The sequence below is a fragment of the Corallococcus sp. 4LFB genome (assembly GCF_046520365.1).
Lineage (GTDB): Bacteria > Myxococcota > Myxococcia > Myxococcales > Myxococcaceae > Corallococcus > Corallococcus caeni.
Map to the genome: position 1 here is coordinate 1 of NZ_JBKGHJ010000155.1, position 16,508 is coordinate 16,508.

The following is a 16,508-nucleotide window of genomic DNA, read 5'->3' on the forward strand; positions in this document are numbered from 1 at the left end:
CCGCGACCGCGGAGCAGACGGGCGCGACGCGCAGGCCTCCGCCTCCACGCCGGCCCGGCGCCGCGTCCGGTGACGCCGGCTCCCGCGCCCCCCAGCCCCCTGTACGAGGAGGTCCCGGAGACGGAGTCCTTCGCGGACATGTTCGAGGCGCAGGTCAAGGACGGCGGGGCTCCCGGCCGCCGTGGCGTGCGCCTTGGCGAGAAGGTCGCCGGCACCATCTTCCAGCTGGGCGCGGACACCGCGTTCGTGTCGCTGGACGGCTCGGCGAAGTCCGAGGCGATGATCGAGCTGCGCGAGCTCAAGGACGACGAGGGCATCCTGCGCTTCGGCGTGGGTGACCGCCTGGAGGCGCACGTCGTGGAGATGGGTGCCCGGGGCATCCTGCTCAGCCGCGCGCTGGCCAAGGGCAACGCGTCCTTCGCGATGCTCGCGGAGGCCCGCGCCTCCGGCATGCCGGTGGAGGGCATGGTCCTCAGCGTGAACAAGGGCGGCGTGGAAGTCGCCATCGGTGACACGCGCGCCTTCTGCCCCATCAGCCAGCTGGACATCCGCTTCGTGGAGAAGCCGGATCAGTTCATCGGCGAGAAGCTCCAGTTCCGCGTGACGGAAGTGCGCGACCGCAACGTGGTGCTGTCGCGCCGCTCGCTGCTGGAGGACGAGCAGCGCCGGCTGGCCACGGAGACGCGCAAGAATCTGGCCGTGGGCAAGACGGTCAAGGGCAAGGTCTCTGGCGTGCGCGACTTCGGCGTGTTCGTGGACCTGGGCGGCGTGGAGGGCATGGTCCCCGTCTCCGAGCTCTCCTACACGCGCGTCGGGCATCCCAGCGACGTGGTGAAGCAGGGCGACGAGGTGGAGGTGGAGATCCTCCGCATGGAGGAGGGCCAGCCCAACTCCCCGGACAAGGCCAAGCAGAAGGAGCGCATCACCCTGTCGCTGCGTTCGCGTCAGGAGGATCCGTTCAAGAAGGCGCTGGAGGAGATCAAGGAGGGCGACCGCCTGCAGGGCAAGGTCGTCCGGCTCCAGCCCTTCGGCGCGTTCGTGGAGCTGCGCCCGGGCGTGGACGGCCTGGTGCACATCTCCGCGCTGAGCGACCGGCGCATCGCGCACCCGCGCGACGCGGTGAAGGAAGGCGAGGTCATCTGGGTCTCCGTCGAGAAGATCGACCCCAATGACAAGCGCATCGGCCTGCGCCGCATCTCCGAGGAGGAGGCCCAGCGTCCTCCCGAGGAGCGCGCCGCGCAGCAGGCCAAGGCCGCCGCTGCTCCCAGGGAGCCCGCGGCGCCCCGTCCCACGGTGGGCGCGGTCGTCACCGGCAAGGTGGACCGGCTGGAGCCCTACGGCGTGTTCCTGGCGTTCCCGGGCGGCAAGGGCCTCATCCCGGCCAGCGAGACGGGCACGGATCGCGGCACGGACATGCGCAAGCACTTCAGCATCGGGCAGGAGCTGAAGGTGGCGATCATCGACATCGACGCCTCCGGGAAGATCCGCCTGTCCATCCCCGGCGCCATCCGCGCGGAGGAGCGCGCCGAGGTCGAGGCGTGGCAGAAGACGCAGCAGCCGCAGGGCGCCGGCAAGAAGGGCTTCGGCACCTTCGCGGATCTGCTCAGCAAGCTGGGCAAGTAGTGGCGTCACGCCATCTCGGCGCTCGTCGCGACAATGCGATGGGGCGCCGAGATAGGTGTTGACGGTAGCGAGTGGCTTCGGTACTTACCCTCTCGTTCTCGCCGCGGGGTGGAGCAGCCTGGTAGCTCGTCGGGCTCATAACCCGAAGGTCGCAGGTTCAAATCCTGCCCCCGCAACTCTGAGAGGGCCCCGGTGGAAACGCCGGGGCCCTTTCTCTTTTCCGCGTCAGCCTTGCTTCGCCGGGGGTGCGCGCTTGGACGTGCGCCAGGCCTCGACGGGCAGCAGCGGGTGCTCCTCGAAGCGGCTGCGCGCCGTGCGGACGAACGCGCCCACGTTCGCGGAGCCGCTTCTGCGTCCGGGGTAGATGACGCTCACCGGGACCGGCGGTGGCGCGAAGGCCCCGAGCAGCAGGACCAGGCGTCCCGCGAGCACGGCGTCCGCCACCTGGTACGAGAGCGTGCGCGCGATGCCCATTCCCCGCTCCGCGGCCGCGATGGCCGTGTCGGCGCTGTTCAGGATGAGCCGGGGCTGGACGCGGACCGGCTTCTCCTTCTCGCCAAAGCGCCACTCGTTCGTCGCGTCGAGGTTCTCGAAGGCGATCAGCTCGTGGCGGATCAGCTCGGCGGGCGACCGGGGAGTCCCTCGCCGCTTCACGTACTGGGGGCTGGCCACCAGCACGCGGCGGACGGCGCCGACCTTGAGGGCGATCAGCCCGCTGTCCTTCAGCTCCCCCAGGCGCACGGCCGCGTCGATGCCCTCGTCCACGAGGTGCTGGTTCCGGTCCGACAGGTGCAAGCGGACGGACAGCGCCGGATGCGCGGCGAGCAGCTCCTGGACCACCGGCAGGACGTGGAGTCTCCCGAAGACGATGGGCGCGGAGAGGCTGAGCTCGCCTCGCGGCTCGGCGTTCTCGCCCCGGACGCGGCGCTCGGCCTCGTCGAGGTCCTCGAGCAACCGCTGACAGCTCTCCAGGTAGACCTGACCGCGCTCGGTGAGCCGCACGGAGCGAGTGGTGCGGGTGAGGAGCGCGAGGCCCAGGCGCTCCTCCAACCGGGCAATGGCCCGCGTCGCCACGGAAGGCGAGATGCGGAGCCTGCGGGAGGCGCTCGTGAAGCTTCCCTGCCTGGCCACGGCAACGAACGTTCGAAGCGTGAAGAGCTGGTCCATGATTCTTGCGAATTTGGCAATGAAGCGTTGCGGAACCGGCTGATTATTTCATGTCGAGCGATGGCTAGAAACAGTGCCATGGGACGATTCGCAAGACTTGCCTTCACCCCCGCGGTCAAAGCGCTCCAGGAGCAGTTCGGGAGCCGCGCGGCCTACGCCCGTGTCGAGCGGACGGGAGACGCACCGGATGTGCTCACCGACGACGAGGCGGAGTTCCTCTCGCGGCGCGACAGCTTCTACATGGCGAGCATCGGCTCCAACGGCTGGCCCTACATCCAGCACCGAGGCGGGCCCCAGGGATTCGTCCGCGTGCTGGACGCCCACACGCTGGGCTTCGCGGACTACCGGGGGAACAAGCAGTACATCTCCGTGGGCAACGTCAGCGAGAACGACCGGGTCGCGCTCATCTTCGTGGACTACCCGAACCGGGCGCGACTGAAGGTCCTGGCGCGCGCGTCCGTCATCACCCGCGAAACGGACGCTGCCACGCTCGAACGCCTTGCGGTCCCCGGGTACGGCGCGAAGGTGGAGCGGGGCTTCGTGCTCCAGGTCGAAGGCTTCGACTGGAACTGTCCCCAGCACATCACGCCAAGGTTCACCGAGGCCGAAATCGACGCCGCGATGCGCCCGACGGTGAGCGAACTCCACACGCTCCGCGCCGAGAACCGCACCCTGCGCGAGGAGCTGGAGCGCTTGAAGCGGTCCCCGGTTTGACGCTGGACCTACGGTTGGGTAGGTTACGGTCCGGTAGGTTTGGCCGTGGAGGCGTGAGCCATGAGCAGCCAGTCATCGCCGGGAGTGCGGAAGAACGCCGACGTCTTGCGTGGGGCCAGCCGACTGGCGGTCCAGGCCACCCGGGGCGTGATGGGGCTCGTGGAAGAGATGCACTGCACGATCGCCAGCGGACCGGCCGTGCTGGGCAGGCCGCTGGAGCGCCCGGTGCGGGCCTTGACGGGGTGGATCTACGGAACGCTCCAGGGCGTCACCCGGCACGTCGGGGCAGGGCTCGATGCCGCGCTCGCGCAGCTCTCGCCGTGGCTGGGTGACAGCGCCCCCGGTCCCCAGCGGGAGGCGGTGGTCTCCGCGCTGAACGGCGTGCTGGGGGATGTGCTGGCGGAGGAGGGCAACCCGCTCGCCATCCCGATGACGTTCCGGGTCCACGGGCAGCCGCTGCTCCTGGAGCCTGGGGCCCTGCGCGAAGCCCTTCCACGGGCCGGGCGCCGGCTGCTCGTGCTGGTCCATGGCTCGTCGATGAACGACCTGCAGTGGAACCGGCGGGGGCATGACCATGGCGCGGCGCTGGCGCGCGACCTGGGCTACACGCCGGTGTACCTCCACTACAACAGCGGCCTGCACATCTCACGGAACGGGCGCGCGTTCTCGGAGCTGCTGGAGCAGCTCGTGTCCTGCTGGCCCGTGCCGCTCGAATCGCTGACGCTCGTGGGCCACAGCATGGGGGGACTCGTGGCCCGGAGCGCGTGCCTCACGGCGGATGCGGCGGGGCATGGCTGGCGTCCCTTGCTGCGCAGGCTCGTCTGCCTGGGTTCGCCCCATCACGGTTCGCCGCTGGAGCGCGGTGGAAGCTGGGTGGACGTGCTGCTGGAGCTCAGTCCCTACAGCGCGCCGTTCGCGCGCCTGGGACGGATCCGCGGTGCCGGGGTCACGGACCTGCGCTTCGGCAACGTGCTCGACGCGCACTGGGAAGGGCGGGAGCGCTTCGGGTGGGGTGGGGATGCCCGTCGCGGCCTCATGCTGCCGGAGGGCGTGGAGTGCTACGCGGTCGCCGCGACCACCGCGAAGGCGATGGCGGAGCGGCTGCCCGGTGATGGGCTGGTCCCGGTGGACAGCGCGCTCGGACGCCATGCCCTGCCGGAGCTGACGCTGCGGTTCCCGGAAGCGAACCAGCGCATCATCCTGGGCGCGAACCACCTGGACCTGCTCGACCACCCGGAGGTCTACGCCGCGCTGCGCACGTGGCTCGCCTGAGCGGGTCCGCGCGCTACAGCGCCTGGACGTGATCCGCGATGCGGCCGGTGGCGAGCAGCTCGCGCAGCTCGTCGGCCATGCGGTCGCCCTCGGCCAGCACCTGCTTCCACGCGCGGATGCGGTCCTCGGCCTTCATGTTCGTGAAGTCGGAACGGTCCGGGATGCGTCCACCGGGCAGCCGCGCCAGATGCGCGGGTGACGGCGTGATGATCAGCGCGCGGCGGAAGTTGAGCGGCCCCGCGCGGCGCCACTTGAGCGACTTGTCGAACCAGCCGGGCACGACGTACGGATAGAAGTGCGGATAGAGCACCAGTCCATCACCCGTGCCGTAGTCGACGTCCAGGTGGTAGTCGACGACGCCGCCGTCCCGGTACGTACCGGCAGGCGCACCCGGAATGTCATGGACGCCCGCGAGCACCAGCGGGATGGAGCCCGACGCGATGAGCGCCGGCCGCAGGTTGTCGCGGGTGAGGGGACGGTGGACCGACGGCAGGTCCTTGAGTCCGGCGAAGGGGCTCGCGTCCCCAGCGGTGTGGAAGACCACGCGCTCCATGTGGAGCCCGAGCGTCCGGCGGCTCACCGCGTTCGCCAGGGCGCCCAGCACGAAGCCCGCGAGCTGCACGCTGGATTGCTCCGACGCCAGCAGGCCCTTGCACCGGGTCGTCACCACGTGCAGCCGCGCCCACGGGTGCGTGAGGATCTGCTCCGCGCCGTCCGGGCCCAGGAGCGCTTCGAGGACGGTGGCGCTCACCTCGCTGACCAGCGACGGCGGGGGCTTGGGCGGATAGCGCTGCTCCAGGTACGCGTCCGCGAAGCGCCTGAGCGCGGCCACTGGATCCTTCTGCGCCAGGCACGCCAGCCGCCAGCTCCCGATGGAGCTGCCAATGAGGTGCAGCGGCCGGGTGCGCGGCTGCTGGAGGAGCTCGCCGAACAGGACGCGGTCGATTCCCTCCAGGCCCAGCCACTTCGGTCCTCCCGAAGCGCCCGGAAGGATGTCCACGTCCTCCGCGCGCAGTCCGCGCTCCCGGAGGATGCGCAGGGCGTCGGGGCCCGCAAGCAAGGTCAGGCTCTGGCTCATCGCGGGCGCGGACCCTAGCAGCCCGGCGCGGGTGGATCCTCAGCGGTTGTCGTCCCGCGGCTCCGAATCCAACGGGTGGATGGTCACCACCTGGTGCCCGTCGTGCTCCGGATCACTGCGCGCCTCCTCCAGTTCCTCCGGCGTCTGCGGCGCCCGCTCGGAAAAGGCGTCGTTCTCGAGGTGGCGCTGGCGCTGCTCGCTGGTCGAGCCGTAACCCTCCAACTTCTTGCCGGCCATGGTCGTGCTCCCTCGTGAAGGTGAACCCCAAGGGTTGTAACGGCGGCCGGTGGGCGCAAGCGGTGGTCTGCCCGGGTGGCCGCACGCTCCAGGAGCGGGGCTCCTCCAGGCGCTCACTCCTCCAGCGTTCCCACGGAAGGGGCCGCGCCGTCGCGCTCGCGCTGGGCCTCCAGGTAGGCGGAGAAGCCCGCCTTGGACTGGATGCGGAACACGGGGAGGCGGGCGAGCACGTCCTCCGCGAAGGCGTACTGCTCGCAGACGAGGCTCGCGCGCAGGGCGCCTTCCGGGCCGCCGGTGAAGGGCTGGACCTCGTGCTGGAGGTTGCCCCGGAAGTGGACCAGCAGGCCCGGCCGGGGGCGCACCTCGCCCTGGAGCTGGTTGTCACGCAGCAGCCGCAGCGCGCCCCCTCGCGCGCCCCGTGGCACCCGCAGGTACAGGACGCTCACGTGCTCGGGCGTCGCGTCCGGGACGCCGCTCGGCTCCTGCAACGTCGCGTCGATGTGGCGCCCCACCGGCGTGCCCGCGTCCAGCAGCAGCAGGTTCAGATAGAACGCATTGGGACGTGGACGGGTGTCACGGCCGCCGAACCAGCGCTGCGTCCACGGCAGGAGCCCGCGCGCGGTGTCCGCGTCGAGGATGCGGCGCAGGTAGACGGACAGGAACGGGAAGCGGGCCTCCAGCGTCGCGCGGCCCTCCCGCGTGAAGATGAAGGCGAAGCCCCGGCTGGCGCGGAACGTCCCCATCAACGGGCTGCGCGCGACGAAGCGGGAGCCGAGCAGGGCATCCGCGAGGGACTCCAACTCGGCGCGGGGCAGGGCGTCGCGGTGGGTGACGTACTCGGGCACGGGCAGGACGCTAGCGCCTTCCCGGTGCGCGCGAGAGGGGAACCGCCACCGCTCGCCTCCCTCCCGGACAGGCCCCTCGCTACACGGACGCCTGCCTCGTGCCGCCCTTCGACTTGCCCAGCATGTGCAGCAGCGCCTTCTCCGAGCAGTGCATGCCCTCGCCGGCGCTCGCCGCCAACTCGTCCACGGAGTGGAAGTAGCGGTCCACCACCTGGCCCCGCTCGAAGAGGACGAGCACGGACGGGTAGATGTAGGACGCCTTCGCGACGGCGGGCGTGTTGCCCAGCTGCTCGGAGGCCTCTCGCACCGCGGCCACCATGCTCTTCTTGAGCACGGTCTTCTTCACCGGGCCGCCGGCGCCGTCCTCCTTCACGCGCTCGCGGGCCCTCGCCAGCGCGCACGCGCAGATGAGCGTGCCGGCCCAGGTGCGGAAGTCCTTCGCGCTGTAGCCCGGGCCCATCACCTGCTGGATGTATTCGTTGATGTGCCGGCGCCGCACGTCCACCACCGCGCCGTCGTCGAGCACGAACTTGAAGACGTCCCGCCCGGGCACCTTCAACAGCTGCCGCACGAGCGTCGCCACGCGCCGGTCCTTGAGCTCGCGGTGCTGCCGCACGCCCGACTTGCCCGGGTAGTCGAACACCACCGTGTCGCCCAGCACCTTCACGTGCCGCGCGCGCAGCGTGGCCAGCCCGAAGCTGCCGTGCTCCTCCGCGTAGCGCTCGCTGCCCGGCCGGATGAAGCAGGTCCCCAGGATGCGCAGCATCCCCGCAAGCACCCGCTCCCGGCCCAGGCCCCGCCTGCGCAGGTCCTTGCCCACCTGGCGCCGCATCTTCGGCAGCGCCTGCGCGAAGCCCACGATGCGCTGGTACTTCACATCCCGCTGCTTCTGCGTGTGCGCCTCGCTGTAGCGGTACTGCCAGCGGCCCGCGCCGTCGCGGCCCACCGCCTGGAGGCGCGCGGACGCCTTCGGCGAGATGGCCACGTCCGTCCAGGCGGGCGGCAGCCGCAGCGCGTCGATGCGCTCGCGCTCCGAGTGAGAGACCGGCCGGCCCCTCGCGTCCACGTAGCGGAAGCCGCGCTTCATCGTCCCCAGCCGCCGGTGGCCCCCCTGCCGCAGCCGCTCCAGCTGGGTCATCCCCCGGCGGCTCGCGGGCCGGGGGTGCTGGGACTCCGATACGGCGGCATGGGAGGGCATCGCCTCCCTGTAGTGCGCAGTCCACGCCGGGGCGGCAATCCGGGTGCCCCCTGGCGGCACGGACAGCAGCCAGCCGGAAAAGCCCCGGGTGGCATTTTCGGATGGGGGTGCAGTCGCTTAGAGTTCGTTGCGACTCCCACCTCCCAATTTATTCCCGAGGCATGACCACCTTCCTCGCCGCCCTGCTGGCGTTCCCGACCGCGATCTTCACCATCCTCCTCGGTGTGGTGTTGGCGTACTGGCTGTGCGTCATCGTCGGCGCGGCGGGCGTCGACCTGCTGGACGGCGACGTGGACCTGGAGGGCGGCGCCAAGGCGACGAGCGGCGCGCTCGAGGGCGGCGCGAAGGCCGTCGGGGGCCATGACGTCGGCGACGCGGGCCACTCGCACCTGCACGACGCGGAGGCCGCTACGGGCCTGCTCGCGATGCTGGGCTTCGGCGGCATCCCCGTCACGGTGTCGGTGAGCCTGGTGGTGTTCCTCTCGTGGTCGCTGTCGCTGCTCAGCGGACAGGCCATGCATGGGGCGCTCTCCATGCTGCCCTCGTGGCTGGTGAGCACGGGCCTGGGCCTCGTCTGCGCGACGGTGGGCACGGTGGCGGGCGGGCTCGCGGTGCGGCCCCTGCGCCCCATCTTCATCGCCAAACGCGCCCCGGGCCGCGAAGCCCTGATGGGCCGCGTGTGCACCATCTCCAGCGGCAGCGTGACGGCCAAGGACGGCCACGCCACCTTCGAGGACGGGGCCGCGGGCCTCATCCTCAACGTCTTCTGTGACAAGCCCAACCAGCTCAAGCGCGGCCAGCCGGCGCTCATCCTCGGCTACGACGCGGAGCGGGGCATCTACGAGGTGGAGCCGGTGGACTGGCTCCTCCCGCAGGAAATGGAGCAGCTGCGTGATCCGCTGAAGGCAGCGGCCATCGCGCGAGCCCGCGCCCAGCGATGAACATTGGCGTCCTCCGGGCTCCTCCGGAAGGGCGCGACAATCGGCACCGGGTGGCTTTCGCGGGGGACCCCGAGTGCTTGGAACAAGGCCCGCCCAACGGACTTCTCAGGATAGGCCATGGATCCCATCAGCATCGCGGCAATCATCGGCGGCGGCATCATCATCCTCTTCGGCATCTTCGTCAGCGTGGCCAAGTTCTACCGCCAGGTGGATCAGGGCAAGGTGCTCATCGTCAACACCATGAAGGTCGAGCCCACGGTCACGTTCACCGGCGCCGTGGTGCTGCCCATCGTCCATCGCGCGGAGGTGATGGACATCTCGCTGAAGACGGTCGAAATCGACCGCCGCGGCAAGGAAGGCCTCATCTGCCAGGACAACATCCGCGCGGACATCAAGGTCACCTTCTTCGTGCGCGTGAACAAGACGCGTGAGGACGTGCTCAAGGTGGCCCAGTCCATCGGCTGCGCGCGCGCCTCGGATCAGGAGACGCTGGAGAACCTCTTCGAGGCCAAGTTCTCCGAGGCCCTCAAGACGGTGGGCAAGTCCTTCAACTTCGAGCAGCTCTACACCAAGCGCGACGAGATCAAGGACAAGGTGGTGGAGACCATCGGCCGCGACCTCAATGGCTACATGCTGGAGGACTGCGCCATCGACTTCCTCGAGCAGACCCCGGTGGAGATGCTGGACAAGGACAACATCCTGGACGCCCAGGGCATCCGGAAGATCACCCAGCTCACCACCGAGCAGAACGTCTTCACCAACGAGCTGCGCCAGTCCGAGCGCATGGCGGTGACCAAGCGCAACGTGGAAGCCGACGAGGCCATCTTCGCCCTCGAGCGTCAGCGCGAGGAGGCGGCCGCCAAGCAGCGCCGCGAGATCGACAGCATCCAGGCGCGTGAGACGGCCGAGGCCGACCGCGTGAAGAGCGAGGAGTTCGCCAAGGCGCAGCTGGCGCGCATCAAGGCGGAGGAAGAGATCGCCATCAACGAGGAGAACAAGCAGCGCCAGGTGCAGGTGGCCCAGAAGAACCGCGAGCGCGTGGTGGGCGTGGAGACCGAGCGCGTGGAGAAGGACCGCGCCCTGGAGGCCATCAACCGCGAGCGCGAGACGGAGCTGCAGCGCATCGCGAAGGAGAAGGCGCTGGAGACGGAGAAGAAGGCCATCGCCGACGTCGTCCGCGCCCGCATCGCGGTGGAGAAGACCGTCGCCCAGGAAGAGGAGAACATCAAGGACCTGCGCGTGACGTCGGACGCCAAGCGCACCAAGGAGGCGATCATCATCACCGCCCAGGCGCACGCGGAAGAGGCGTCCGTGAAGGACGTCACGGCCGCGGACGCGAGCGCGAAGATCGCCGTGTTCCTCGCCAAGGAGAAGCTGACCCTGGCCGAGGCCGACCTGGAGGCCGCGGACAAGCAGGCCAAGGCGAAGATGCGGCTGGCCGAGGGCGTCCAGGCCGAGTCCGCCGCGGCGGGCCTGGCCAGCGTGCGCGTGCGTGAGGCGGACGCGGTCGCCACGGAGAAGCTGGGCATGGCGCAGGTGCGCGTGAAGGAGGCCGAGGCCTCCGTCATCGAGAAGCAGGGCCAGGCGCAGGCGTCCGCGGTGCGCGAGAAGCTGCTCGCCGAGGCCGCGGGCTCCGAGCAGAAGGGCCTGGCGAACGCCGCGTGCAGGAGGCGGAAGCCAGCGCCATCCACAAGCGCGGCGAGGCCGAGGCGTTCGCCACGCGCGAGAAGCTGCTCGCCGAGGCCAACGCCATCCAGGAGAAGCTGATGGCCGAGGCCCGGGGCCTGTCGGAGAAGGCCACCGCGATGAAGGCCCTGGACGGAGTGGGCCGCGAGCACGAGGAGTACCGCCTGCGCCTCCAGAAGGAGCGCGACGTGGAGCTGGCCGCCATCAACGTGCGCAAGGACATCGCGCAGGCCCAGGCCACGGTCCTGGCCCAGGCGTTCGGCAACGCGAAGTTCCAGATCGTCGGCGGCGACGGGAAGTTCTTCGAGAACTTCATCAAGGCCGTGTCCTTCGGCAGCTCGGTGGACGGCGCGCTGGACCACGGCGAGTCGCTGAAGAAGGCGCTGGGCGGCTACCTCAACGGTGAGAAGGACCTGCCGGCGGACCTCAAGGAGATCCTCTCCAAGCCGGGCCTCAGCAACGACGCGCAGAACCTGGCCGTCGCGGCGCTGCTCAACCGCATGTCGGTGAACCCGACGGAGGCCACCGCCGCCGGCCTCAAGGCGCTGGTGCAGTCGGAAGCCGCGGCCCTCGCGCAGAAGCAGCAGGGCTGAAGCGTCCCGCCAATCGCAATCCCTTTTCCGGTGAACATCCATGGCAACTGACAGCACCCAGACCCCGGGCACCCAGGTGCCCGGGGGCGAGGCGACGCTGGAGGGCGGCAGCTACGAGGTCATCCGTGCGCGCCTCCACTCCCAGGCGGACGCGCTGGCGACCCGCGCGAACGACCTCAACGCCCGGCGCAAGGCGCTGTTCGGCGGCACGGAACTCACCGTCATCGGCAACGAGCGGGTGCGCACGGAGAACAACTGCGTCCCCCGCGACATCGTCAGCGTCGGGAAGTACCTCCTCTTCGGCTACAACGTCTTCATCGGCCTGAAGAAGGAGACGAACGTCTCGGACGTCTTCTCGCTGCACCGCTTCGAGAAGACGGCCGAGGGCTTCGACCTGTCCGCCGTGCCTCCCACGGAGGCCGGCGGCTTCCTCGCGGACCCCCGGTTCGTGAAGGACTTTGGCGAGCTGTACAAGTACTACAAGGACGCGAAGCTGCTGCAGCTGCGGCGGCGGGACTCGCGCCTGCTCGCGGTGTTCCAGACGGGCCAGTCCGCGCGCGACCTCAAGGTCTTCCGCTTCAACGTGGACGTGGAGGGCCGCGCCACCTACGTGGACAACCAGGGCGAGCGCGACCACGTCTACCCGCCGTCACACGACTTCGAGTGGACGGTGGCCTCGCGCGAGCAGTACGTGCTGGGCCAGCACCCGCACGTCAACGTGCTGGATCAGGTCTTCGTGGAGACGGTGAAGGGCGACCTCACCATCAAGGTGGAGAACAACACCGCCACCGGCCGGGGCATCTACAGCGAGCCGGTGGAGGACCCGGACCAGTCGCTGGACGACGCGGAGTTCGCCTGGACGCAGGTGGGGGGCCTCATCCTCCTGCGCATCCTGCCGTTCCGGGAGAAGGCGTACCGCTACCTCGTCTTCAACTCGCGCACCCAGCACGTGGTGCGCATCGACGCCATCGGCCAGTCCTGCGTGCGGCTGCCGGAGGACCAGGGCATCGTCTTCCCGGGCGGCTACTACCTCCAGACGGGCGACTACAAGGTCTTCGACGGCGCGTCCGACGGCATGGAGTTCCACCAGGCCGTGCGCTCGCCCAACGGGGAGGACGTGCTCTACGTCTTCCACCGCCGGGACGACGGCGCCTACGTGCTCTTCCCGTACAACCTGGTGCGCAAGGAGGTGCAGACGCCGCTGCAGGCGAACGGCATGAGCCTCTTCGCGGACGGCGGGCTGGTGGTGTTCCGCGCCACGTCGCAGGAGCCCACCCGCGTGCACCCCATGCAGGTGTGGCAGACGCCGTTCGTCTCCGACGAGCACGCGGCGAAGCTGCCCCCGGCGCCGGGCTACCTGGGCAAGGTGGGCAACGCGGAGCTGGTGCGCGGCATCAGCGACGCCCTGACGCTGCCGCGCGTGGCGAAGACGGACAAGCCCACGCGCCGCACCTACGAGGACCTGGTCTCCGCGGCCACGCGCGCGCTGGACGCGTACTACTGGCTGTCCCACGCGGAGGTGGGGCTCCAGGAGCCCATCGAGCAGCTGCGCCGCACCTCCGAGCTCATCATCGACGAGTTCGAGAAGGTCCTCGCGATGCGCAAGCGCGCCGAGGAGTCGCTCGCGCAGGCCTCGCAGGCGCAGGAGGCGCTGCTGCTCAACGCGCAGCCAGAGGGGCTCACGGACGCGGAGGGCTTCATGCGCGCGCTGGCGGACCTGCGCCGGCACCGCGGGCACCTGATCACCCTGAAGGACGTGCGCTACATGGACCTGGGGCACGTGGACGCCCTGGAGCAGGCGGTGGTGGCCGCGTCCGACGCGGTGAGCACCGCGTGCGTGGACTTCCTCCAGAAGGGGGAGGCGCTCCAGCCCCTGGCCACGCGGCTGGACGGGCTGATGGAGCGGCTGGAGCCGCTGACCACGACGGCGGAGCTGGCCCCGCTGGCCGAGGACGTGGAGCGCACTGGCCAGGGCCTGGAGGTCCTGGGCGAGGTGGTGGGCGGGCTCCAGGTGGGCGACCCGCTGGCGCGGGCCCGCATCCTCGAGGGCATCTCCGAGCTGTTCAGCCGCCTGAACCGCGTGCGCGCGGGGCTCCAGGCGAAGCGCAAGGAGCTGTCCGGCAGGGAGAAGCGCGCGGAGTTCGGCGCGCAGTTCAAGCTGCTGGGCCAGAGCATCGAGAACGCGCTGTCGCAGGCGGACTCGCCGGAGAAGTGCGACGAGGCGCTCTCCAAGCTCACCGTGCTGCTGGAGGAGCTGGAGGGCCGCTTCGGCGAGTTCGACGAGTTCCTGGGTCAAATCACCCAGAAGCGCGAGGAGCTGCTGGAGGCCTTCGGCGCGCGCAAGCAGGCGCTGGTGGACGAGCGGCAGCGCCGGGCCTCGGGCCTCTTCGGCGCGGCGGAGCGCATCCTCCAGGGCGTGCAGCGCCGGGCGAAGTCGTTCAAGGCGGACGACGAGCTCAACGCCTACTTCGCGTCCGACGCGATGATCCTCAAGCTGCGGCAGCTGGCGGAGCAGCTGCTGGCGCTCCAGGACAGCGTCCGCGCGGATGAGGTGCTGTCGCGGGTGAAGTCCGCGAAGCAGGACGCCCTGCGCGCGCTGCGCGACAAGCAGGACCTGTTCGAGGGCGGCGAGGGGCTCATCAAGCTGGGGCCCTACCGCTTCCACGTCAACACCCAGCCGCTGGAGCTGACGCTGGTGCCGCGCGACGGCGCGCTGTACCTCCAGCTCACCGGCTCCGACTACACCCAGAAGCTGGAGGATCCGGAGCTCTTGAAGTACCGCGAGCTCTGGGACCAGCACCTGGTCTCCGAGACGCGCGACGTGTACCGCGCGGAGTACCTGGCCGCCGGGCTGCTGATGGACGCGGAGGAGGGCAGGGGCGGCCTCACGCCCGCGGCGCTGTACGAGGCCGGCGCGCAGGGGCAGCTCCTGGAGCGCGTGCGCGCGTACGCGGCGGACCGCTTCGACGAGGGCTACGAGCGCGGCGTGCACGACGCGGACGCGGCGGCCATTCTCGAGAAGCTGCTCGCGCTGCATCAGGGCGCGGGCCTGCTGCGCTTCGCCCCGGTGCCTCGCGCCTGGGCCGCGCTCTACTGGGCGTTCGACGGGGACGACACGCTCCGGGGCGTGTTCCACCGGCGCGCGCGGAGCCTGGCGCGGCTGCGGCAGGCGTTCGACACCGGCTCCGACCTGGTGGCGCTGGGCGACGAGCTGGGGGAGCGCGTGCTCGCGTTCCTCCAGGGGCATGGCCTCACGGCTTCGCCCGCGGAGGGCCGGCAGGCGGGCCGCTACCTCGTGGAGGAGCTGGCGGTGGACCGCCCGCGCTTCACCACCAGCCGCGAGGCGCTGGCGCTGATGGAGGCCTTCCTCGCGCACCTGGACCGGCACGGGTCGCGCACCGCGTTCGACGACGACCTGCGCGGCCTGGAGAAGAACCTGCCGGAGCGCCTGCGCATCGCGCGCGCCTGGGTGGACGCGTTCCTCGCGAAGCGCGAGGGCGGCCCGGGCGAGGCGGCCCACGTCGCGCTGGAGACGGCGGTGGTGCTCCTCACGGAGCGCAAGCTGGACCGCGACGCGGCGGGCGCCATCACCGCCACGGAGGCCACGGGCCTGCTGGGCAGCCACCCGCGCATCCAGGACCGCAAGCTGTCCCTGCGCCTGGACGAGTTCCTGGCGCGGCTGGGCGAGTTCCGCCAGGTGCGCGTGCCCGCGTACGTGGCCTACCGCGCGTACCTGCGCGACCTGCTGGACCGCGAGCGGCGCAAGCTGCGGCTGGAGGAACTGACGCCCAAGGTGCTCACGAGCTTCGTGCGCAACCGGCTCATCGACGAGGTGTACCTGCCGCTCATCGGCGCGAACCTGGCCAAGCAGCTGGGCGCGGCGGGCGAGGGCAAGCGCACGGACCGCATGGGCATGCTGCTGCTCATGTCGCCGCCGGGCTACGGCAAGACGACGCTGATGGAGTACGTGGCCAGCCGCCTGGGCCTCACCTTCGTGAAGGTGAACGGGCCGGCGCTGGGCCACGCCGTGAAGTCGCTGGACCCCGCTGAGGCGCCCAACGCCACCGCGCGGCAGGAGGTGGAGCGCATCAACCTGTCCTTCGAGATGGGCAACAACGTGATGCTCTACCTCGACGACATCCAGCACACGGACCCGGAGCTGCTCCAGAAGTTCATCTCCCTGTGCGACGGCCAGCGCCGCGTGGAGGGTGTCTGGAATGGCCAGACGCGCACGTATGACCTGCGCGGCAAGAAGTTCTGCGTGGTGATGGCGGGCAACCCGTACACGGAGACGGGCGAGCGCTTCCGCATCCCGGACATGCTCGCCAACCGCGCGGACACGTACAACCTGGGCGACATCCTGGACGGCAAGGAGGAGCTGTTCGCCCTCAGCTACCTGGAGAACGCGCTCACCTCCAACCCGGTGCTGGCGCCGCTGGCCACGCGCGATCCGCAGGACGTGCACCGCCTCATCCGGATGGCGAAGGGCGAGGACGTCCCCTCCGGCGAGCTGAAGCACGGCTACGCGGCGGCGGAGCTCCAGGAGATCATCGCCGTCTTCCAGCGGCTGTTCCGCGTGCAGCAGGTGCTGCTCAAGGTGAACCTCCAGTACATCGCGTCCGCCGCGCAGGACGAGCGCTTCCGGACGGAGCCGCCGTTCAAGTTGCAGGGCAGCTACCGCAACATGGGCAAGCTGGCGGAGAAGGTCGTCTCCGCGATGACGGACGACGAGCTGGAGCGCCGCATCGACGACCACTACCAGGGCGAATCCCAGACGCTCACCACGGCGGCGGAGCAGAACCTGCTCAAGCTCCAGGAGATGCGCGGGCGCCTGACGCCGGAGAAGGCGAAGCGCTGGGAGGAGATCAAGCAGGGCTTCGCCCGCGTGAAGCGCATGGGGGGCAAGGAGGACGACCCCGTGGCGCGCGTCACCGGACAGCTGGGCGCCATCGAGGAGCAGCTGGGCTCCGTGCGCGACGCGGTGGTGCAGGCCGCCGCGCAGGCGAACGCCCCCAGCGAGGACACGCCCGTGGCCCCGCACCTGGAGGCCCTGCGCGAAGCCGTGCTGGAGGTGGCCCGCGTGGGCCGCGAGGCCGCCCAGAAGCCGCCGGCCCCGGTGCAGGTGTCCCGTCCCGGCCGCGCCCAGTGGCCCAG

The 16,508-nt window shown here is 70.5% G+C and carries 10 protein-coding genes, 1 tRNA gene and 1 pseudogene; 7 read left to right on the forward strand and 5 right to left on the reverse strand.

Annotated features, from left to right (window positions below):
* Window positions 1-69 precede the first annotated feature (69 nt).
* Window positions 70-1,623 carry a S1 RNA-binding domain-containing protein gene (locus tag ACLEQD_RS18280; RefSeq protein ID WP_410385604.1) on the forward strand — a complete coding sequence of 518 codons (1,554 nt, stop codon included), beginning with the start codon at window positions 70-72 and terminating at the stop codon, window positions 1,621-1,623.
* Window positions 1,624-1,725: 102 nt separating this feature from the next.
* Window positions 1,726-1,799 (forward strand) — tRNA-Met (locus ACLEQD_RS18285).
* A 49-nt stretch (window positions 1,800-1,848) separates the two neighbouring features.
* On the opposite strand, the gene ACLEQD_RS18290 is transcribed toward ACLEQD_RS18285, so the two are convergent.
* On the reverse strand, window positions 1,849-2,790 hold the full coding sequence (locus ACLEQD_RS18290) for a LysR family transcriptional regulator (RefSeq protein ID WP_410385605.1): 942 nt from the start codon (window positions 2,788-2,790) through the stop codon (window positions 1,849-1,851).
* 78 nt (window positions 2,791-2,868) lie between these two features.
* Here ACLEQD_RS18290 and ACLEQD_RS18295 point away from each other — a divergent pair, with 78 nt between their 5' ends.
* Complete coding sequence (locus ACLEQD_RS18295; protein WP_410385606.1) at window positions 2,869-3,504, forward strand: pyridoxamine 5'-phosphate oxidase family protein; 636 nt, start codon at window positions 2,869-2,871, stop codon at window positions 3,502-3,504.
* Window positions 3,505-3,564: 60 nt separating this feature from the next.
* Window positions 3,565-4,776, forward strand: coding sequence for an alpha/beta fold hydrolase (locus ACLEQD_RS18300; RefSeq protein ID WP_410385607.1), 1,212 nt, complete (start codon window positions 3,565-3,567; stop codon window positions 4,774-4,776).
* A gap of 13 nt (window positions 4,777-4,789) precedes the next feature.
* Here ACLEQD_RS18300 and ACLEQD_RS18305 read toward each other — a convergent pair whose 3' ends face one another.
* From ACLEQD_RS18305 to ACLEQD_RS18320, 4 genes are all read right to left on the reverse strand, one after another.
* The gene (locus ACLEQD_RS18305) at window positions 4,790-5,854 is read right to left on the reverse strand and encodes a patatin-like phospholipase family protein (RefSeq protein WP_410385608.1); all 1,065 of its coding nucleotides are present in this window, start codon (window positions 5,852-5,854) and stop codon (window positions 4,790-4,792) included.
* Window positions 5,855-5,893: 39 nt separating this feature from the next.
* Window positions 5,894-6,091: a hypothetical protein gene (locus ACLEQD_RS18310; protein ID WP_171433003.1), complete on the reverse strand. Its 198-nt coding sequence runs from the start codon at window positions 6,089-6,091 to the stop codon at window positions 5,894-5,896.
* 113 nt (window positions 6,092-6,204) lie between these two features.
* Window positions 6,205-6,936, reverse strand: a complete 732-nt coding sequence (locus ACLEQD_RS18315) for a 2OG-Fe(II) oxygenase (protein WP_410385609.1) — start codon at window positions 6,934-6,936, stop codon at window positions 6,205-6,207.
* Window positions 6,937-7,015: 79 nt separating this feature from the next.
* A complete protein-coding gene (locus ACLEQD_RS18320) occupies window positions 7,016-8,134 on the reverse strand; it encodes a DNA topoisomerase IB (protein WP_410385610.1) in 1,119 nt (372 codons plus the stop codon).
* A gap of 161 nt (window positions 8,135-8,295) precedes the next feature.
* Between ACLEQD_RS18320 and ACLEQD_RS18325 the strand changes: the two genes are divergently transcribed.
* From ACLEQD_RS18325 to ACLEQD_RS18335, 3 genes and pseudogenes are all read left to right on the forward strand, one after another.
* Window positions 8,296-9,075, forward strand: coding sequence for a hypothetical protein (locus ACLEQD_RS18325; protein ID WP_410385611.1), 780 nt, complete (start codon window positions 8,296-8,298; stop codon window positions 9,073-9,075).
* Window positions 9,076-9,192: 117 nt separating this feature from the next.
* A pseudogene (locus ACLEQD_RS18330) lies at window positions 9,193-11,354 on the forward strand (hypothetical protein).
* A gap of 40 nt (window positions 11,355-11,394) precedes the next feature.
* Window positions 11,395-16,508: DNA repair ATPase (locus tag ACLEQD_RS18335; protein WP_410385612.1), on the forward strand; the 5,114-nt coding region annotated here is incomplete at its 3' end.